Origin of the sequence: Paraburkholderia sp. XV (genome assembly GCF_020177535.1) — a bacterium.
Taxonomy (GTDB): domain Bacteria; phylum Pseudomonadota; class Gammaproteobacteria; order Burkholderiales; family Burkholderiaceae; genus Paraburkholderia; species Paraburkholderia caribensis.
In genome coordinates this window covers 1-19606 of record NZ_JAGUUD010000004.1, presented here as the reverse complement: position 1 = coordinate 19606, position 19606 = coordinate 1, and the positions used below count along the sequence as shown (strand labels likewise).

Below are 19606 nucleotides of genomic sequence, written 5' to 3'. Positions count from 1 at the left end.
GACGTTTCTTCTCAGCGTGAGCGCGCTTGGCACGACTCGCAGAAGTGCGCTTCACACGCGAAATTACCACCTGACGGAACCAATGCGGGACTTCGGTAGCCGCCATCCTTAAAGTACGAATGGCGGCGCGCCGACGCCCCATGCATCAACGGAAATTGGTCCGCACGAGGTCGACGATTTCGTCGCCGCGGCCATTCAGAATGGCGCGCATCATGTACAGACTAAAACCCTTGGCCTGTTCGAGTTCGATCTTGGGCGGCATCGCGAGTTCCTGTTTCGCCGTCACGACATCGACGACGGCCGGGCCATCATGCGCGAAGGCTTCCTTCAACGCTCCGGCCACCTGTTCCGAATCTTCGACGCGAATGCTGAAGATGCCTGCGCCTTTCGCAATCGCTGCAAAATCGGTTTTGCTCAGATCGACGTTCGTGTCGAGATAGCCGCTCGCTTTCAGTTCCATCGAAACGAAACCCAGCACGCTATTGTTGAACACCACGACCTTGATTGGCAGCCCCAGCTGGCGCGCGGTCAGCAGATCGCCGAGCAGCATCGACAGGCCGCCGTCACCCGAAAGCGACACGACCTGACGGCCCGGATGCGCGCCCTGCGCACCGAGCGCCTGCGGCATCGCATTCGCCATCGACCCATGATTGAACGATCCGTGCAATTGACGCTTGCCGTTCATCGTCAGATAACGCGCGGACCACACGGTTGGCGTGCCGACGTCGGCGGTGAAGATGGCATCTTCGCTGGCGATTTCGTCGATCATGCGCGCAAGGTACTGCGGATGCACCGGCCTGCCCGCGGGCGCAGGCGTCGCGAGCTCGTCGAGGCTCTTGCGCGCGGCGGCGTAATGCTTGCGCGCCGTGTCGATGAAGCCACGGTCCTGCTTGCGCTGAAGTTTGGGCAGCGTCGCCGCGATCGTATCCTTGACCGTTCCGACCAGACCCAGCGTCAGCGGCGCACGATGACCGAGTTGCGAGCCCTTCCAGTCGATCTGCACGATCTTCGCGTGCGGCGGGTAGAACGGACGATACGGAAAATCGCAGCCAAGTAGCAGCAGCGTGTCGCACGACATCATCGCGTGATACCCCGAGCTGAAACCGATCAGCCCCGTCATGCCGACGTCGAATGGGTTGTCGTACTCGACGAACTGCTTGCCGCGCAACGCATGCACGACAGGCGCGCCGAGCGTATCGGCAAGCGCCACGACTTCGTCGTGTGCACCCTGTGTGCCGCTGCCGCACATGATCGTGACGGCATCCGACGTATTGAGCAGGGTCGCAAGGCGCTCCAGATCGGCTTCGGCGGGCACGATGCGCGGCGGCGCGCTTTCCGTCCACGTCGGCAATTCGTCGGGGCCGTCGCCCAAGGCGACGTCGCCAGGCAGCACGATCACCGCCACGCCGCGCTCCTCGATGGCCGTACGCATTGCGCGCGCGAGGACACGCGGAAACTGCGCAGCCGACGACACGAGCTCCACGTAATGGCTGCACTCCTTGAACAACTCCTGCGGATGCGTTTCCTGAAAGTAGCCGAGGCCGATCTCCGTCGATGGAATGTGTGCGGCGATCGCGAGCACGGGCTGGTGATTGCGATGACAGTCGAACAGACCATTGATCAGATGCAGGTTGCCCGGACCGCAACTGCCGGCGCACACGGCGAGCCGGCCCGTGGATGCGGCATCGGCGCCCGCCGCGAATGCAGCGGACTCTTCGTGGCGCGTATGCATCCAGCGGATGCCGCCGACCTTGTCGAGTGCGTAGGCAAGACCGTTCAGGCTGTCGCCCGTCACGCCCCAGATGCGTTCGACGCCCGCTGTCGCGAGCGTTTGGGCCAGGTAAGCTGCAATGGTGTTTGCTGACATATAAATCTCCGTTGACCAGTCATCGCGAATGTCGCAGTTTCTGCGGAGCCCATGAAAGCAGGGCGCCACGGTAGCTACGCAAGGTACTGGTACGACGGATACCGCGTTTCGCAAAACGCACGCACCGTGCGAATTGGCACGTACAGGTTCAGCGCGGGTCAGCGGCCCTGAGTGTCCAGAGTCGTCTTGAGGCGTGTCACGCCCACGAGGCACTCGACGCGCGACGTCGGTGGGTTGTCGTGGATAGAGGACCGTTCGTCAGTCGTTGGTGCCCGTGAGCGCCGGGTAGTCCGTGAGCCCTCGAGCGCCGCCGCCGAACAGTGTGTCGCGTTCATGCACGGCAAGATCGGCCCCGCTGCGCAGGCGCTGCGGCAGATCGGGATTCGCAACGAAAGGGCGGCCGAATGCAATGAGGTCCGCCCAACCTGCGGCGATGGCCTCGCGCGCGCGATCCGCCGTATATTTGCCCGCATAGATCAACGCGCCTGGATAGGCTTGCCGGATGCGCTGCTTGAATTCGACGGGCATATGCGGCGCATCGTCCCAATCGGCTTCCGCGATATGGATATACGCAACGCCGATTTCACCGAGCAGCTTCGCGGCTGCGAGGTAGGTCGTTTCGGGGTCTGCGTCGACGCATCCGTTGAGGGTGGTCAGCGGCGCGAGACGGATGCCGACGCGCTGCGCGTCACCCGTGCCGTCGATCAGCGCACGCGTGACTTCGTCCAGAAACCGCAGGCGATTTTTCAGCGAGCCGCCGTACTCGTCCGTGCGGTGGTTCGCATCGGAATCGATGAACTGATTGACGAGATAGCCGTTGGCCGCATGCAGTTCGACGCCGTCGAAGCCTGCGAGCATCGCGTTGCCGGCCGCCTCCCGATACTGCCCGACCACGTGGGCGATTTCCGCCGTGCTCAGCGCGCGCGGCGCCGATGCCTGCACGAAGCCCGGCACGTTGCTGCCGTCTGCGCCGGCGATGAACACGTTGACGCCCTTCGCCTGTAGCGCGGAAGACGACACGGGCTGTTCACCGCCGAGCAGGCTCGTATGGCTCAACCGGCCGACATGCCACAGCTGCGCGAAGATGCGTCCGCCCGCTTCGTGGACCGCCGTCGTGACTTTGCGCCAGCCGTCGATCTGCGCCTGCGTGTGAATGCCGGGCGTCCATGCATAGCCCTTTGCCAGCGGCGAAATGTAGGTGCCTTCGCTGACGATCAGACCGGCGCTGGCGCGCTGCGCATAGTAGGCAGCCATCAGATCGTTGGCTTCGTCGCCGGGCTGGCTGGCGCGCGAGCGTGTCATCGGCGGCATCACGATCCGGTTGGAAAGGGTGAGCGCGCCGAGCGCGAGGGGTTCGAAAAGCGGGTCGTTCTTCATGATGCGATTCCTTGCGTCGTTCACGGCAGGTTCGCCGCGAGCGTGGTTTTTCGTTAGTCCCACACGGGCGCGAGACCGCTAGGGCTGACTTCGCGGCCGTTGCGTTCGAGCGCGGCGATCTGCGCCATGTCGTCGGCAGTAAGCGGCAGTTGTTGCGCGAGCAGGTTGCTGGCGAGGTTCTCGCGCTTCGTCGACGACGGAATCACCGAATAGCCCAGTTGCAGCGCCCAGGCGAGCGCGACTTGCGCCGGCGTGGCGTCGTGCCGTTTGGCGATCGCGCCGATAACCGGGTCCTTCAGCACCTTGCCGTAAGCGAGCGTCATGTAGGACGTGACATGAATGCCCTGTTCGCCGAGAAATTCGACGAGCTTGCGGTTCTGCAGATACGGACTCAGCTCGATCTGATTGGTTGCGATGTTGTCTTTGCCGACCACCGCAATGGCCTGCTTCGTCAGCGCGATGTTGAAGTTCGAAATGCCGATCTGGCGCGTGAGTCCTTGCGTCTTTGCATCCGCGAGCGCGCTCATGAATTCCTCGAGCGGGACGCCGTTGTCCGGCGCGGGCCAATGGATCAACGTCAGGTCGACGCGATCGGTGCGCAGCTTCGTCAGGCTCTCTTTAAGGCTCGCAACGAGCTTGTTGCGCGAGTAGTTGTCGACCCAGATCTTCGTGGTCAGGAACAGCTCGTCGCGCGCAACCCCCGAAGCGGCGATCGCTTCGCCGACTTCCGCTTCATTGCCGTAGATCTGTGCGGTGTCGATGGTGCGATAGCCCAGCTCGAGGCCGTTGCGCACCGAATCGATGACGACCTGGCCTTGCAGCCGGAACGTGCCGAGACCAAATGCCGGAATGTGACTCATGGTGATACCCCTTGATTGATAGATTCGCCAGGCGATGAACAAGCTTCATTCTGGCCCGTTCGATTCATTCGAAAAACCACTCGAAACGCGAAAGAAATTTGATTTTCGATCAAGAGTACAGACCTGCCGTACCCCGTGCGATTCGACTCAAGTTCAATGCGTCGCCGCGACGGCTTCGGCCGTGTGCTCGGCGAGTCCCGCGCGGCGGTCGAGGCGGCCGCTCCACGCCGTCAAGCCGAACGCCAGCATGGTCACGGCAGCGGCGATCCACGGCGTGTGGCCCAGCCCGAGGTGCGCGACGATCACGCCGCCCAGCGACGATCCGCCCGCCACGCCGAGGTTGAACGCGGCGATGTTGAAGCCCGACGCGACATCCGTTGCTTGCGGCGCGAACTGCTGCGCCTGCTTGACCACGTAGACCTGCAGGCCGGGCACGTTGCCGAATGCGACGGCACCCCATGCGAGCATGGTCAGCACGGCGAGCCACGCGTTGTGCGACGTGAACGTGAACACCAGCAGCACGACAGCGAGCAGAAGGAAAATCCGCTTCAATGCCTTCACAGGTCCTTGCGCGTCGGCGAGCTTGCCGCCCCACACGTTGCCGGCCGCGACGGAAACGCCATACGCGACGAGCACCATGCTGACCTGCGACGGCGTGAATCCCGCGATCTGTTCGAGAATCGGCGCCATGAACGTGAACGCGATCAGCGAGCCGCCATAGCCGACAGCCGTCATCGCATACACCAGCAACAGACGCGGATGAACGATCACGCGAGCCTGCTGGCCGAGCGACGCCGGACGCTTGTGCGGCAGGTTGTTCGGCATGAAGAACAACGCGCCGAGCATCGCGACCAGGCCGAACAGCGCGACGACGAGAAACGTCGCGCGCCAGCCGAAATGCTGACCGATGAACGTGCCAAGCGGAATGCCCGCGACGAATGCGACGGTCATGCCGCTGAACATCGTGGCAATCGCGCTGGCTGATTTGTCTTTCGGCACGAGCGTGGTCGCGATGATCGAGCCGACCGAGAAGAACACGCCGTGCGCGAGCCCCGTCAGAATGCGCGCCACCACAAGCGATTCATACGACGGGGCGCGCCACGCGACCAGATTGCCGATCGTGAAGAGCGCCATCAACGCGATCAACAAGGTTTTGCGCGGCACGCGTCCGGTCAGGGCGGTCAGCAGCGGCGCGCCGATGGCGACGCTCAGCGCATACAGGCTGACGAGCAGACCCGCGGAGGGGAGCGTGACGCCGAGATCGGCGGCGATGGTCGGGATGAGTCCGACGATGACGAACTCGGTCGTCCCGATTGCGAAGGCGCTGAGCGTCAGCGCGAAGAGGGCAAGTGGCATGGTCGTCTACCAGAAAGCATGATTGAGAGGCTTTAACGGATGGACGAAGTGTGCCCGCTTTACTTTTGCAGAAAAACTAGTCTATAAAGGAAACACTTTTGATTTCAGATCAAGTATGAAAGTTACTCTCGACGAACTGCAAACCTTCGCGACCGTGGTCGACACGGGCTCGATCACGGCTGCTGCCGAACAACTGGAGCAGACCGTTTCCGGCGCGAGCCGGACCCTGGCACGGCTCGAGGAAAAGCTGCAAACCACGCTGCTGCGGCGGACCACCCGGCGCCTCGAACTGACGGAAGAGGGCAAGGCCTTTCTGCAAAACGCGCGCGAGATCATCGGTGCGGTCGAGAACGCCGAAGAGCAACTCGCGGCGCGCCGCGAGCGGCCATCCGGACGCTTGCGCGTCGATGCCGCCACGCCGTTCATGCTGCATGTGATCGTGCCGCTCGTCGCGGGTTATCGCGCGCGCTATCCGCAGGTCGAACTGGAACTGAACAGCAACGAAGGCATCATCGATCTGCTCGAACGCCGCACCGATGTCGCGATCCGGATCGGACGGCTCAAGGATTCGACGCTGCATAGCCGGCCCGTGGGCAGCAGTCGCATACGGGTGCTGGCGACGCCGGCGTATCTGAAGGCGCATGGTCATCCCAAACGCGTGGACGACCTCGCGAAGCACTCGCTGCTGGGATTTACGCAGCCCGAGTCGCTCAACGTCTGGCCGCTGATCGGGCCGGACAACGAGTTGTACCGGATCGAGCCGGCCATCGCGTCGTCGAGCGGCGAAACGCTGCGGCAACTGGCGCTGGAGGGCGCGGGCATTGTTTGCCTGTCCGATTTCATGACGGGCCGCGACCGTCGCGAAGGCCGGCTCGTCCAGCTTTTTGCGCGGCAGACGCAGGACGTGCGGCAGCCGATCAATGCCGTCTACTATCGCAACACGGCGATATCGGCACGCATCGCTTCGTTCGTCGATTATCTGGCCGAGGCGGCAAAGGCGACGGAGTTCGCGCGCTAGCTCTGCTGGCGGGCACTGCTTTCCCTCTCTGCGAAATCCCTTCTCGCTTCACCGCTTATTGTTGTCGTGCAGGCAACATGGTGAACGCGTTCGCGGTGCTTCTGGCGTTCGATCTCCAAACCTACAATCCGTCTCGACGATGGTCGCATGAGCAATGTCTCCAACGTCGATCGGGCGCGTTCGCCGATGCTTTCCGCAAGCGTTGCCGCGCCGGTCGTCGACTTCGCAACTTTCTAAACGAAGGCAATTTCATGTCGCAGAAGATCCTGATTGTGGGTGCCGGTTTTGCCGGCGTATGGGGCGCGCTAGGCGCTGCTCGCGTGCTCGACGGCGCAGGCGTCAGAAGCAGCGACGTTGAGATCACGTTGATTTCGCCGAAGCCCGAACTGCAGATCCGCCCTCGTATGTATGAAGCCGAGCCGCACAAGATGGCTGCGCCGCTGCTGCCGCTGCTCGATGCCATTGGCGTGAAATATGTCGAAGGCAGCGTCGATGCAATTTCCGTTCAGGACAGGACGGTGAGCGTCGTGTCTGCGAACGGGCAAATTCGCTCGCTCGCGTATGACCGTCTGCTGCTGACGAGCGGCAGTCAACTCAGCAGGCCGCCTGTGCCGGGTCTGGAGCACGCGTTCTCGGTGGATCGTATCGAGGATGCTGTGGAACTCGATAACCATCTCGACAAGCTGGCGAAGCAGCCCGCTTCACCGGCCCGCAATACGGTTGCCGTGGTGGGCTGCGGCTTTACGGGCATCGAGGTGGCAACGGAACTGCCGAAGCGTCTGCGCGAGAAGTTCGGCGCGGACGCGGCGATTCGCGTCGTGGTGATCGGCACGCAAGATGCAATCGGTCCCGATCTCGGGCCGAATCCCCGCCCGTTCGTCGCCGAGGCGTTTGAATCGCTCGGCGTCGAGGCGCTGCTGGGTTCGGGCGTGGTGTCCGTCGATGCCGGCGGCGTTCGCACGGCGTCGGGCCAACGCATCGAAGCGGGCACGGTGATCTGGGCGGGCGGCATGCGCGCGAGCGCGCTGGCCGCGCAGGTGTCGTCGAATCTCGATCCGCTCGGCCGCGTCGAAGTGGCGCCGGATTTGCGCGTGCCGGAAGCGCCCAATGTATTCGTCGCGGGTGACGTCGCGAAGGCATCGACGGACGACAGCGGCCGCTACGCGCTGATGTCCTGTCAGCACGCCATCGTGATGGGCCAGTTCGGCGGACACAACGTCGCTGCGGATCTGCTCGGCGTGCCGACGCTGACGTATCGACAGCCGTTCTACGCCACGTGCGTCGATCTCGGCGAATGGGGCGCGGTCTATTCGGAAGGCTGGGATCGACAGATCAAGCTGACGCACGCCGAAGGGAAGGCGCGCAAGCAGATGATCAACACGCAATGGATCTATCCGCCGGCGCCGAATCGCGCAGAGGCATTGGCAGCGGGTAATCCGCAAGCGTCTTTCGGCTAAGCCGTTTGGTGCCGCCCGAGCCGCAGTGGCGAGGGCGGCGAACGCGTGTTGCACGCGGCTTCGTTGCGGAACATCCCTTGCGCGGCGCATGGCGCAATTCATTTCCTTTCCTTGTCGATAAGACTACTGAAGTAGTCGAATCGTTTCGGGTCAATTCGACATCGCCTGTCGTCAACTCGCTGAAAACAAAGCGTTCTTATGCTGGCCCGATCCTTGTTATATGAACTGGGTCGTGACGGCCTGCGCAATGGACCAACGACAAGAGAACGTAATCGACAAATGAAAAGGAAAGAACCATGTTTGAAGGATTTGAGAATCGCCTGGCTGTAGTGACGGGTGCAAGTTCCGGCATTGGACTTGCGACGGTTGAGCGTCTGCTGGCAAGCGGCGCCAAGGTACTGGCGATGAGTCGCACGATGGGTGAACTGGATTCGTTGCAGTCCAGATGTGGCGACGCGCTCGAATGGATAAAAGGGGATGTCACGCAAAGCGGCGATCTCATGGCGCTTTCCGAACGGGTCCGTCAGTTGGGCACCGTCGACTTTCTGGTCCCCAATGCGGGCATTGCCGAGTTGGCCAATGGCCTGGAAGTCTCCGCGTTCGAGCGGCAATGGGCGGTGAACGGCGCGGGTGCGCTGAATACGTTGTCGAGCTTGAAAGAGCAGTTGGGAACGTCTGCGTCGGTCGTATTCATCGGGACGTTTCTGTCACAGGTCACGTTTCCGGGACTCGCCGCCTATATCGCCTCGAAGACCGCGCTCAAGGCGCACGCAAGAACGCTCGCAGTCGAACACGCAGCGGACGGCATCAGAATCAATATCGTGTCGCCCGGTCCGACCGCGACCGCGATCTGGTCCAGCCTCGGATTGCCGCAAGAGCAGCTTTCCGCGGTGGCGCAGCGCGTCAATCAACGTTTGCTTCCCGGCCGCTTTCTCGAACCCGCTGCTATTGCGGATACGATCATGTTCCTGCTTTCGCCCGCTTCACGTGGTATATACGGCCAGGATCTGATCGTCGATAACGGATATACGTTGCAGTAAGCCGAACGGGCGGCTGCGTCGATTCGCGTTTAGCGCAGCCGCTCATCACGCAGTTGCGCTTTGGCATGAATGACCAGGCGCCGGCACTCGGCTTTCGACTTGCCAAGCACCGCTGCGATCTCCCGATAGTCCGCGCCGAAGATCTCGTGCAGCAGATATGCCGCGCGTGCTTCGGGAGAAAGGCGTTCGAGCAGCATCAGGAATGCGAGTGATGCTTCGTCGGCGCGTTCGCTCATTCCGTCGGGTGTCGCAGGCGGGTCGCTCATGTCTCTCGTAGGTGTAGCCGCCGCCTCGCAGAATACGGGCGCTTTCCATGTCGCCGTTCGCCCCTGCCTTCAGGCACGATCGGGCACGATCGGGCACGAAGCGCGATTGCGGATAAAAAGGGGCAAGCACGGCAGTGCTTGCCCTTTCTGGTCGGCTTTCGATTCGGTTTAGCTCTGGATGAACGCAAGAAGATCCGCGTTGAATTTCTCCTTATGCGTGTCCGTCAAACCATGCGGCGCACCGGGATAGACAATCAGCTTCGAATTCCGGATCAGCTTCGCGGACGCGCGCCCTGCCGCGTCGATGGGCACGATCTGATCGTCGTCACCATGCACGATCAGCGTGGGAACGTCGATCTTCTTCAGGTCGTCGGTAAAGTCCGTCTCCGAAAATGCCTTGATCGAATCGTAGGTGTTCTTGTGGCCGCCTTGCATGCCCTGCATCCACCACGAATCGATCAGCCCCTGCGACGGCTTGGCGCCCGGACGATTGAAGCCGTAGAACGGACCCGCCGGCACGTCCTTGTAGAACTGCGAGCGGTTCGCCAGTTGGGCCGCGCGCAGGCCATCGAACACGTCGATGGGCAATCCGCCCGGATTGGCGGGCGTTTTCAGCATCAACGGCGGCACGGCCGAAACGAGCACCACTTTGGAAACACGCTTCGTGCCATGCCGGCCGAGATAGCGCGCCACTTCTCCGCCGCCCGTGGAAAAGCCCACCAGAATGGCATCCCTCAGACTCAGCGTGTCGAATACGGTGGCGAGATCGTCTGCATACGTGTCCATGTCGTTACCGTTCCAGGGCTGACTCGAACGACCATGCCCGCGACGATCGTGAGCGACGGCGCGATAGCCGTGCGACGCCACGAGCATCATCTGCGACTCCCAGCTATCGGAGCTGAGTGGCCAGCCGTGACAGAACACCACGGGGCGGCCGGCTCCCCAGTCCTTGTAATACAGCTGCGTGCCGTCTTTCGTCGCGATATAGCTTGCCGCGTGTTGACCGCGAGATTTCGGCGCGTCACGCGACGCACCCGGCTGCGCTGCCTGTAGCGCGCCAGGAATCAGCGCTGCCGCGAGGCCGCCAGCGGCTGCGGCGCTGCCGAGCAAAAGGTTTCGACGCATAGGATTCTGCTTTTGATTGCTGCTTTCCGACATAGTGATTGCCTCTGTGTTAATGCCTTGCGATAAATCCGTGACTCGTTCGGTCTTCAACTCACCGTCGGCGCCTTTAGCGTGTTCGCGAGAATCATGTCGAACGCGTTTTTGGGCAGTGCGCCGGCGCGCTGTAGCGGCCGGAATACCGGGTCGCCGCGACGAACGGGCACTCCCGTCAGACCGCAAATGCCTGAAGTGCGCGCAAAACCTGCTCGCCATGTCTGATCTTCGAATCGGCCCAGCGTCGAATCGCTCCACGTCACCAGAATCGTGCACGTGGTCTGCCACTCGATGCGGCGGATCGACGAAGCATTGGCCATCGCGGTGGTCATCGGACTGCAGCGTTCGTGCGGCCCGCGTCCTGCGGATGCGGGATGTCGCTGCGCGGCGAACCGGCCGCGACCGTGCAAGCCGCTGACAATCTGGAACCATGGATCGATTCTGTTCATTTCCAACCTCTCTACGATGTGGCGAACTGCGTCACGACTCGCTCGTCTCGCCAGCCGCGACGAGCGCGACGACGTTCACGATGCCTTGCCTTGCCATCTTCGTGTACGGGCAAAACCATTCGGTTTTGCGAACCAGTTCTTCGGCGACGGCGCGTTCGAAGCCCGGCAAATGGACGCGCGTATGCGCGCTCAGCACGAACACGCCATCCGTCGGGTCCCGGCTGAAGTCGACGGTGACGTCGACTGACGCGTCGTGAATGCGAACCGCGGTGCGGGCCGCCAACAGGCTGAGCGCGCCATGAAAACAGGCCGCATACCGCGCGGCGAACAACTGCTCCGGATTGGTTCCACCACCCGGTCCGCCCAGCGCTTTGGGCATGCGTAGTTCGACGGCGAGTTGCCCGTCATCCGGGCGCGCGACACCCGACGCGCGTCCATGGCCCGTGCCTCCGCCCATGACGGTGACCGTGGTCGAATAGAGGATGCGAGGCTCTCGTCCGGAATGCTTGTCGGGCAGCGTCAATGGCGGTGGGCCTGGCGTTGTCATTCGGTTCGGTGTGTAGTGGCGGCTTGATTCGTCGCGCTCTGTTTGCGCAGAATGAATCGTAAGAGGAAGCAACGGTGCGCAGAAGACACGCGGAGGGGAGCACGGTGTTGCATCCCGAACATCAATCGAGACGTCCTCGAGTTCGGGGCCGTGATGAGTCGAATCCGCTGACTCAGGCGTTCGCCGGTACAGTGCCGCTTTGTGTGTGAAGGAATTGATTTTCCATATGATTCGGATGCCGAATCATATGGAGAGAATCGGAAATATCGAGCAATGCGTTGACGCGGAAGAACTACGCGGTTAACCCGTCTGCAATTCGAACGAGCGGATCAGGTCCGCAACCAGACGGTCGGCCTCGGCGCGATCGCGCACGTTGGTGAATCCCATCAACAGGCCGCGCCGTCCCGGCGCGCCGTTGCGCCATGTCGTGAGTGCATGCACGGCGAAGCCCGCTCTGCGGGCACGGCTGGCCAGCACCACATCGTCGAGATCGTCGCGTACGTCGACGAGGAGATGCATGCCGCCGTCCTGCAAATGAACGACGAAACCTTCGGCCGCGTACGGCGCGAGCGCTTCGGCCAGCAGTGCGCGCCGTCGCGCGTAGAGCGTTCGCATTCGCTTGATATGCCGGGAGAAGTGGCCTTCGCCGATGAACCCGGCGACCGCTGCCTGCAGCAGTTCGGGGCAGCCGCCATGCACGGTGCGCCTGCACGCCAGTTCGAACTGCGCAACGAGGCTTTGCGCAACGACCACATACGCAAGCCGCAGCCCCGGAAACAGCACCTTGCTCAGCGTGCCGCAATAGATCACCCGGCCGCCCGAGTCCATGCTTTTCAGCGCCGGCAATGGATGACCGCGATACCGGTACTCGCCGTCGTAGTCGTCTTCGACGATCCACGCGTCACGCTCGCCCGCCCAATCGAGAAGCTCCACGCGACGCTGTAACGGCAACGCCACGCCCGTCGGACTCTGATGCGACGGCGTGACGACGGCAAGCCGCGCATTGGGGAAGTGCGCACGTCCAAAGGCGACGTCGATGCCGTGTTGGTCCACGGGCACGTCGCAGACGGCCAGGGCGAGGCGGTTCAGCGTCTGCGCAGTGGGCGGATAGCCTGGATGCTCGACCCAGGCGCTTTCGCGCGCAAGGCCGAGCGCGTCGACGGTCAACGCTAGGCCAGCGGTATAGGCGGGCACGATGAACACCTGGCCCGCGTCCGCGTCGATGCCGCGAGAGCGGTGCAGATAGGCCGCCAGCGCCTCGCGCAACGGCATGTAGCCCGCGGGCGCGGGCTTCGTGAGCGATCCCGCCCTGCGAACTTGCCGCGCCATCAGTCGCGACCAGAGCTTTCTCGGGAATTCGTCGAGCGCGGGCAGCCCCATCTGAAACGGTGGGGGACTGCCGCCGTCCACGTCGATGATGTTATCGGGCGCGCCCTCTGCCCGCAGCGCAACTGCGGCGCCAGCGGCTTGCTTCGCGCGGGCGGGTTGCGCCGGGGCCGTGTGTTCCGACACGAAGGTCCCTGCCGGACCGCGGGCAACGAGGTAGCCCTCTCCGAGCAGGCGGTCGTAGGCGACCTGCACGGTGCCGCGCGCCACGCCCAGTTCGGTCGCCAGCGCCCGCAAGGACGACACCTTCTGGCCGGGGCTGAGCTGTCCCTGCTCGATCATCGCGCGAAATCGCGCATAGATCTGCTCGTGGATGGGAGGAGCGCCCGGTTTCGCCTGGGCCGCTGGCTGTGTCATGGCCTGGTCTAAAGCAGAAAAAATGGCCCTGTTGGCTGGGTCATGGAACGACGACACTGAAGCCTACACCAACCCCTCCCGATCGGCATCATGACTGACACACCAACCCTCCGACACGCCGAAACAGATGCCGATGTGATGGCCTGTTTCGACGTCATGCATCAACTGCGTCCCCAATTGAATTCGCGCGAGGAGTTCCTCGCCCGTGTCGCGCTGCAACGCGCGCAGGGCTATCGCCTGCTGGGCGTTTGGGAAGACGGCAAGGCTGTCGCGCTGGCCGGCTACCGGCGCATCGACAACCTGATTCACGGCCGCTTCATCTACGTCGACGATCTGATCACGGACGAGGCCGGACGTGGCCGCGGCCATGGCGAACGCCTGCTGGCCGAACTGGGCACGCTGGGTCGCGCGGACGACTGCCAGCGTCTGGTGCTCGATACGGCGCTCGCCAACGCGCTTGCGCAACGCTTCTATTTCCGCTGCGGCCTGCTTGCCCGCGGCCTTCACTTCACCATGGAGCTGGCATGAACAGCCTCAACGTGTTGCTGCTCGATTGCAGCCCCCGGCGCGACAACTCGACGAGCCGGCACTTCACCCGTCATTTGCTGCCTGCCATGGCCGAACGTCTGGGGCGGGACATCCGGATCACGCGGCGCGAGCTTGGCGCGCAGCCGCTGCCGCCCATCACGGAAGCGTACGCGGAGTCGCTGGTGCTGCCCGGTGAGGTTGCGAAAGAGCGGTTCGGCGCGGCGCTCGCTGTATCCGACGAACTGATTCGTGAACTGGATCAGGCGGACATGCTGTGGATCTCGACGCCCGTGCACAACTTCACGGTGCCTGCCGTGCTCAAGAACTGGATCGATCACGTCGTGCGTATCGACGTGACGTTCAAGGCGGGCGCGAGCGGCAAGGTCGGCTTGCTGCGCGACCGTCCGACTTTCGTTGCCGTGACCGCTGGCGGCGCGATGTTCCGCGAACCGGCTTATCAGCCGGACTTCTTTCGACCTTATCTGTCTGCCGTGCTGGGCGTGATCGGACTCAAGGACATCACGTTCATGCAGGCGGCGGGCCTGGTATCGACGGATCAGCCGCTTGCGCTCGTCGAGGCAAAGGCGGCGCAGTGGCTGCGCGACAACCCGCAGCGCCACGAGACATGCGAAGCCAGCCCTTCTTCCATTGCTTAACCAGCCCTTTCCGGAGCACATCATGAATGCACCTCGTCTCGCGTGGACCACGCTCGCACCCGTCCAGTACAAGTCGCTGTATGCGGTCAGCCAGTCGCTGGCCGAGTCGTCCCTTGGCAGCCAGCTGATCGAACTCGTGCACACGCGCGTGTCGCAAATCAACGGCTGCGCCTACTGTCTCGACATGCATGCGCGCGAGCTGCGCAAGGGCGGTGAATCATGGCAGCGTCTGAGCGTGCTGTCGGCGTGGCGCGAGACCCACTTCTTCACCGCCAGGGAGCAGACCGCGCTGGCGTGGGCCGAATCGTTGACGTGCCTTCCCGACGGCCATGCGGATCGTGAAGTCGAATATCAGGCATTGCGGGAGCACTTTAACGACGGGGAAATTGTCGAGTTGACGTGGGCCGTGGCCGCCATCAACGCGTGGAATCGTATGGCGATTGGCATGCATCAGCCGGTCGAGGCAAAGCCCATCGACTGACAGCGCGAACGGCGATGCATGGCGATGCGCAGCGGGGAGCGCACCAGCATTCAAAACGCAGTACACGGCCTTACAAATTGATGTTCCATTTTCCTGAAGAACGTCTATGTTTTTATGGTGCGTTTTCTTTACGTGCGCGGGCTTACCGGCCCTCTGACGATTCTTCAGGTGCATCTGCCACCTCGAACGCCATCCGCGGCGTTTGCCGCGTCCCATTTTCCATAGACCAGGCAGCAGGCCAGGCGCGCAGCCATGCAACGGCTCGTTCCGGCCGCGCGGGAATCGCGAGCAGTGCCTGTCGAGCACCGCTTGCCGCTGCGCCGGGTTTGATCTGGCCGGCGCGGCTACAGGTTCCAAACCCTGCTGTCGTTTTGAAGGAGTCAAATCATGAAGACACGATTCATCCTTTTCGCAGCGTGTTCCGTCGCGCTTTCCCTGACGAACGTGGCGCACGCTCAGGGCACGCCTGCCCAACAGAATGCGCAACCAGCCGCAACCACCGCCACGTCCAGCAGCACCGAGTACGGCGGCGTGTCCGGAACCAGCATGGCGATGGGCAACGCGGCCCGTGCGGAATGGGCACCGCCTGCCAGCTGCGGCCATCTGGCCCGGTGCAACCCGAATTCGGGCCACTGAGCGAGCGGTTGCGTTCGAACGGTTGAGAGTTCTGCAACGATCGACCCCGGAGGGTGAATCATGAAGATCGTTATCATTGGCGGCACGGGCCTGATCGGCTCGAAGACGGCTGCAATCCTGCGTCAGGCGGGTCACGAGGTCGTCGCCGCGTCGCCCAGGAGCGGTGTGAATACCATCACGGGCGAAGGGCTCAACGCGTGCCTGACCGGCGCGCAGGTGGTGATCGACTTGTCCAATTCGCCCTCGTTCGAAGACAAGGCGGTGCTGGAATTCTTCGAAACGTCCGCCCGCAACCTTCGCACGGCCGAGGCGCAGGCGGGTGTCCAGCATCATGTCGCGCTGTCTATCGTCGGGACCGACCGCACGGCCGAGAACGGCTACTTTCGCGCGAAGGTCGCGCAGGAGAAGCTGATCGAGTCGTCCGGCGTTCCGTACACGATCGTTCGCTCGACGCAGTTCTTCGAATTCCTTGGCGGCATCGCCGATTCAGGCATGCAAGGGAATGCAGTCCGGCTCTCGCCGGGCATGTTCCAGCCCATCGCGGCCGATGACGTCGCCGCGATCGTCGCCGATGTCGCGCTCGCCGCGCCGCGCAACGGCATCGTCGATATTGCCGGACCGGAGCGCGCGCCGTTCAACGAGATCATCGCGCGTTATCTGAAAGCGGTCGGCGATCCACGCGAAGTCGTGCGAGACCCGGAGGCCCGTTACTTCGGCGGCCTGGTCGGCGATCTTTCGCTCGTACCGCTCGGCGAAGCGCGCCTTGGCAACATCGGTTTCGACGAATGGTTTCGCCGCTCGCAGAGCAAAGCCTGATTGCGCATCCTTCAAACTGACAACAGGTGTGACATGAAACGCATCCTCTGCGCGGTGCTCATTGCGAGCTTGCCATTTGGCAGCGTGCTTGCGCAGTCACCAAAAGAAAAGAGTGCCAAGGTGACGCTCGTCTAACAGCACGAGGTGCCGAATATTCCGGGGAAGAGCGTCAAGGGCGTGCTGGTCGAATATGGGCCGGGCGGCTATTCGTCCGGTCATACGCACGCGAAGTCCGCGTTCATCTACGCGACCGTGCTCGAAGGTTCGATCCGCAGTCAGATCAATGACGGGCCCGTGACGGTCTACAAGGCCGGGCAAAATTTTTCCGAACAGCCCGGCGACCGCCACCGCGTCAGTGCGAATGGGAGCAAGACGAAGCCGGCGAAGCTTCTCGCCGTCTTCGTGGTCGATACGAACGAAACCGAACTGACCACGCCATTCGGAGATTGAGTTCGAGGCTCAACAGATCCGTCTGCCGAGTTCGTCGGCGCGCCGGCAGACGGCTTGCATCAGCATGGTCGCGCTACGTGACGGCGGGGAGAACTTCGAATAGACGAACGTCGATACCATTTCCAGATCCTCGACGAGCGGACGCACGATACAGTCGACATCGCCCGGCGCGAACTCGTCGACGATCGCCAGTCCTAGGCCGCCGCGCACGAGTGCGAGCGCCTGATCGGCGCGCGTGACGTCGACCACGGATGTCAGTTCGACGTTGGCCTGCTGGCATGCGCGCACGATGATCGTGCCGAACGGGATGTCGCGCCGGAAAAGGATCATCGGCTCTTGTGCGAGGTCTGCGAGCGCGATCCGTTCGCGGGCGGCGAGGGGATGGTCCGGCGGCAATGCGCACACCATTCGCCCGCGCATGAACGGCACGGCTTCCAGGTGCTCGTGCTCGATCGGCAGCGACGTGATGGCGACGTCGACAGTTTTGCTCAGCACTTCGAGCGGCAAATCGGCCATCAGCGCGGTATGCCAGTCGACGCTGAGCCCCGGCAACTGTCGCTTGAGTTCGACGATGGCGGGCGCGACCACGCCAGGCGCAAGCGAGGGGCTGCACGCGACGCGCAGCAGGCTGGCCGGGCCGAGCGCGAGCGCCCGCGCGAATTCATCGACACGCAGCGCCGATTGATAGACCTGCTCGACCTCGCGATACAGCGCCTGCGCTTCGGCCGTCGGAACGAGCCTGCCCTTGGCGCGCTCGAAGAGCCGCAGTCCGAGCGTCGTCTCGGTGTGCGCGACCAGCTTGCTGACGGCGGGCTGCGAGACGTACAGCATTTTCGCCGCCGCGTTGATCGAACCCGTCAGCATCACCGCGCGGAACACTTCCATCTGTCGCAGCTTGAAACGCATCGTTGTTCCGTATCGTGCAGAGATTAACCAAAGGTTATAGGGTAGCCTAAACACGGCATACGACAACGGCACGGCAAGCCATTAGCATTGCCGTGCCGCGATTTGCGCTGCTGCGCGCAGCGAACACGACGGCCGGCACAGGAAACCTGAGATGAGCGTATTCGACGAAGACAAGATCGACTGCCACTGTCATATCTTCGACCCCGTTCGCTTCCCCTACCGGGACGACACCGCGTACCGGCCTGCACAGCAAGAGATCGGCACGGCCGCGCAGTTCGTTCGCGTGATGGACGCGTATGGCGTGCGGCATGCGCTGCTGGTCGGCCCGACGAGCGGCTACCGGACCGACAACCGTTGTCTGCTCGACGCACTGGAGACTTACCAGGATCGCTTTCGGGGCATCGCCGTGGTCGATAACGATATCGGCCGAAGCGAGCTTCTGGCGTTGCGTGACGCAGGCGTAGCCGGTGTCGCATTCAATCCGGCGATGGAAGGTGTCGAACTCGTGCGCGATGCAGGTGCGCTGTTTGCACTGCTCGCCGACCTCGGGATGTTTGCGCAGATTCAGGTGTGCGGCGCTCAACTGGTCGCGCTGGCGCCCTGGCTCGCGCAGCAGGAAGCGCAACTCGTGATCGACCACGGCGGGCGGCCCGACGTCGAGGCGGGCGTCGCTCAGCCAGGCTTCCAGGCGCTGCTGCGGCTCGCGGATTCCGCGCGTGCGAGCGTCAAGCTGTCCGGCTGGCAAAAGTACTCGCGCAACGCGTATCCGTATGAGGACGCGTGGCCTTACGCGCACGCGCTGCTTGCTGCGTTCGGCCCGCAACGCTGCGTGTGGGGTTCCGACTGGCCGTTTCTGCGCGCGCCGGAGCGGCTCGACTATGGACCGCTGCTGACGCTGTTCGAGCGTATCGTGCCCGACGCGGAGGCCCGGCATCGGATTCAGTGGGAAACGCCGCGGCGCCTGTTCGGTTTCGACGCTCGACGATCTTGACACCCTTATCAACGATGGAGAAACACGCTTGGAACACATCGTCAACCGACACGGCCTCGACATGCCGAAGCTCGGCCTCGGCACCTGGCCGATGGTCGGTGAAGACTGCACGCGCGCAGTCGTTCAGGCGCTCGAACTTGGCTATCGGCATATCGACACGGCAGCTGGCTATCAGAACGAAGATGCGGTCGGCGCGGCGCTTGCTGCGTCGCCGGTGCCGCGCGAGCAGATCCACGTGACCAGCAAGGTCTGGTGGGATCAACTCGAACCGCAGGCGCTGCGCGCGTCATGCGATCGCTCGTTGCGAGACTTGCGTAGCGAGTACGTGGATCTGTTCCTGATTCACTGGCCGACGCGGGACATGGATCTGCGCCGATCGCTCGATGCACTCGTTGCGCTGAAGGAGTGCGGGCTCGCGCGGGCCATTGGTGTTGCGAACTTTCCGTTGCCGTTGCTGCGTGAGGCCGTCGAGACGATCGGCGCGCCGCTAGCGGCGATTCAGGTCGAGTATCACGTGACGCTCGGTCAGTCGAAGTTGCTCGATTTCGCGCGGCGGCATGAGATGGCGTTGACGGCATATAGTCCGCTGGCGCGCAATCGTGTGTCGGAGATTCCTGCAGTCGTTGATATTGCGCGCAAGCATGGCGTGCTGCCGACGCAGGTTGCGTTGGCCTGGCTGCTCGAGCAGGAGAAAGTTGCTGCGGTGCCGAAGGCGAGTGGTGCGGGGAATCAGATGTCGAATCTTGCATCGGTTGAGGTTCGGCTCGATGATGAAGATCGCGCGGTGATTGCCGCGTTGCCGAAAGGCGAGCGGCTTGTGAGTCCTGGGTTTGCGCCGCAATGGGATTAGGGAGGGTTTTTTTTGCTGCGCAAGCGGGTCGGGTGTTTGCGGGTTTTTGCTCGCATCCGCGATATGGCTTCTTCGCGGGCATCCGCGATGCGTTATCTAGCTTCAAGCGTCGCCCCTGTGCGGGGCGGCACCTACTTTTCTTTGCCGCCGCAAA

General features: G+C 63.0%; 20 protein-coding genes and 1 pseudogene. 11 read left to right on the top strand and 10 right to left on the bottom strand.

Annotated elements, in window-relative coordinates; genetic code table 11:
• Positions 1 to 145: 145 nt before the first annotated feature.
• The 4 genes from poxB to KFO72_RS03270 form a co-directional block, all read right to left on the bottom strand.
• Positions 146 to 1867: a ubiquinone-dependent pyruvate dehydrogenase gene (gene poxB, locus KFO72_RS03285; RefSeq protein WP_225031382.1), complete on the bottom strand. Its 1722-nt coding sequence runs from the start codon at positions 1865 to 1867 to the stop codon at positions 146 to 148.
• A 258-nt stretch (positions 1868 to 2125) separates the two neighbouring features.
• Positions 2126 to 3244 (bottom strand): alkene reductase, encoded by a 1119-nt coding sequence (locus tag KFO72_RS03280; RefSeq protein WP_225031381.1) that lies wholly within the window; start codon positions 3242 to 3244, stop codon positions 2126 to 2128.
• Between the two features lie 53 nt (positions 3245 to 3297).
• Positions 3298 to 4104: a 2,5-didehydrogluconate reductase DkgB gene (gene dkgB, locus KFO72_RS03275; protein ID WP_225031380.1), complete on the bottom strand. Its 807-nt coding sequence runs from the start codon at positions 4102 to 4104 to the stop codon at positions 3298 to 3300.
• Between the two features lie 153 nt (positions 4105 to 4257).
• Entirely contained in the window at positions 4258 to 5460 is a 1203-nt protein-coding gene (locus KFO72_RS03270; RefSeq protein WP_225031379.1) for an MFS transporter, read from the bottom strand.
• A 115-nt stretch (positions 5461 to 5575) separates the two neighbouring features.
• On the opposite strand from KFO72_RS03270, the gene KFO72_RS03265 reads away from it, so the two are divergent.
• From KFO72_RS03265 to KFO72_RS03255, 3 genes are all read left to right on the top strand, one after another.
• Positions 5576 to 6478, top strand: coding sequence for a LysR family transcriptional regulator (locus tag KFO72_RS03265; RefSeq protein WP_060609295.1), 903 nt, complete (start codon positions 5576 to 5578; stop codon positions 6476 to 6478).
• Between the two features lie 251 nt (positions 6479 to 6729).
• Positions 6730 to 7935 (top strand): NAD(P)/FAD-dependent oxidoreductase, encoded by a 1206-nt coding sequence (locus KFO72_RS03260; RefSeq protein WP_225031378.1) that lies wholly within the window; start codon positions 6730 to 6732, stop codon positions 7933 to 7935.
• Positions 7936 to 8231: 296 nt separating this feature from the next.
• The gene (locus KFO72_RS03255) at positions 8232 to 8975 is read left to right on the top strand and encodes an SDR family NAD(P)-dependent oxidoreductase (protein WP_062918702.1); all 744 of its coding nucleotides are present in this window, start codon (positions 8232 to 8234) and stop codon (positions 8973 to 8975) included.
• Between the two features lie 32 nt (positions 8976 to 9007).
• Here the strand turns inward: KFO72_RS03255 and KFO72_RS03250 are convergent.
• The 5 genes and pseudogenes from KFO72_RS03250 to KFO72_RS03230 all read right to left on the bottom strand — a co-directional run.
• Positions 9008 to 9235, bottom strand: a pseudogene (locus KFO72_RS03250) (sigma factor-like helix-turn-helix DNA-binding protein); the annotation flags it as partial.
• Between the two features lie 174 nt (positions 9236 to 9409).
• The gene (locus KFO72_RS03245) at positions 9410 to 10399 is read right to left on the bottom strand and encodes an alpha/beta fold hydrolase (protein ID WP_225031377.1); all 990 of its coding nucleotides are present in this window, start codon (positions 10397 to 10399) and stop codon (positions 9410 to 9412) included.
• A 53-nt stretch (positions 10400 to 10452) separates the two neighbouring features.
• Positions 10453 to 10848 (bottom strand): DUF3331 domain-containing protein, encoded by a 396-nt coding sequence (locus tag KFO72_RS03240; RefSeq protein WP_054931247.1) that lies wholly within the window; start codon positions 10846 to 10848, stop codon positions 10453 to 10455.
• 31 nt (positions 10849 to 10879) lie between these two features.
• On the bottom strand, positions 10880 to 11395 hold the full coding sequence (locus KFO72_RS03235) for an Ohr family peroxiredoxin (RefSeq protein ID WP_225031376.1): 516 nt from the start codon (positions 11393 to 11395) through the stop codon (positions 10880 to 10882).
• Positions 11396 to 11695: 300 nt separating this feature from the next.
• Positions 11696 to 13138, bottom strand: a complete 1443-nt coding sequence (locus tag KFO72_RS03230; protein WP_225031375.1) for a PLP-dependent aminotransferase family protein — start codon at positions 13136 to 13138, stop codon at positions 11696 to 11698.
• 90 nt (positions 13139 to 13228) lie between these two features.
• Between KFO72_RS03230 and KFO72_RS03225 the strand changes: the two genes are divergently transcribed.
• The 6 genes from KFO72_RS03225 (at position 13229) to KFO72_RS03200 (ending at position 16705) form a co-directional block, all read left to right on the top strand.
• Positions 13229 to 13666 (top strand): GNAT family N-acetyltransferase, encoded by a 438-nt coding sequence (locus KFO72_RS03225; protein WP_054931244.1) that lies wholly within the window; start codon positions 13229 to 13231, stop codon positions 13664 to 13666.
• The gene (locus tag KFO72_RS03220; protein WP_225031374.1) at positions 13663 to 14322 is read left to right on the top strand and encodes an FMN-dependent NADH-azoreductase; all 660 of its coding nucleotides are present in this window, start codon (positions 13663 to 13665) and stop codon (positions 14320 to 14322) included. The genes KFO72_RS03225 and KFO72_RS03220 overlap by 4 nt, the downstream gene beginning before the upstream one ends.
• Before the next feature lie 22 nt (positions 14323 to 14344).
• On the top strand, positions 14345 to 14803 hold the full coding sequence (locus tag KFO72_RS03215) for a carboxymuconolactone decarboxylase family protein (protein WP_054931242.1): 459 nt from the start codon (positions 14345 to 14347) through the stop codon (positions 14801 to 14803).
• Between the two features lie 387 nt (positions 14804 to 15190).
• Positions 15191 to 15439 (top strand): hypothetical protein, encoded by a 249-nt coding sequence (locus KFO72_RS03210; protein WP_062918697.1) that lies wholly within the window; start codon positions 15191 to 15193, stop codon positions 15437 to 15439.
• 60 nt (positions 15440 to 15499) lie between these two features.
• A complete protein-coding gene (locus KFO72_RS03205) occupies positions 15500 to 16255 on the top strand; it encodes an SDR family oxidoreductase (protein WP_176052826.1) in 756 nt (251 codons plus the stop codon).
• 144 nt (positions 16256 to 16399) lie between these two features.
• On the top strand, positions 16400 to 16705 hold the full coding sequence (locus KFO72_RS03200; protein ID WP_225031373.1) for a cupin domain-containing protein: 306 nt from the start codon (positions 16400 to 16402) through the stop codon (positions 16703 to 16705).
• A 9-nt stretch (positions 16706 to 16714) separates the two neighbouring features.
• Here KFO72_RS03200 and KFO72_RS03195 read toward each other — a convergent pair whose 3' ends face one another.
• Entirely contained in the window at positions 16715 to 17611 is an 897-nt protein-coding gene (locus tag KFO72_RS03195; RefSeq protein ID WP_225031372.1) for a LysR family transcriptional regulator, read from the bottom strand.
• Between the two features lie 151 nt (positions 17612 to 17762).
• Between KFO72_RS03195 and KFO72_RS03190 the strand changes: the two genes are divergently transcribed.
• Both KFO72_RS03190 and KFO72_RS03185 read left to right on the top strand, forming a co-directional pair.
• Positions 17763 to 18602 (top strand): amidohydrolase family protein, encoded by an 840-nt coding sequence (locus tag KFO72_RS03190; protein WP_225031371.1) that lies wholly within the window; start codon positions 17763 to 17765, stop codon positions 18600 to 18602.
• Positions 18603 to 18630: 28 nt separating this feature from the next.
• Positions 18631 to 19452 carry an aldo/keto reductase gene (locus KFO72_RS03185; RefSeq protein WP_225031370.1) on the top strand — a complete coding sequence of 274 codons (822 nt, stop codon included), beginning with the start codon at positions 18631 to 18633 and terminating at the stop codon, positions 19450 to 19452.
• The last annotated feature ends 154 nt before the right edge of the window (positions 19453 to 19606 follow it).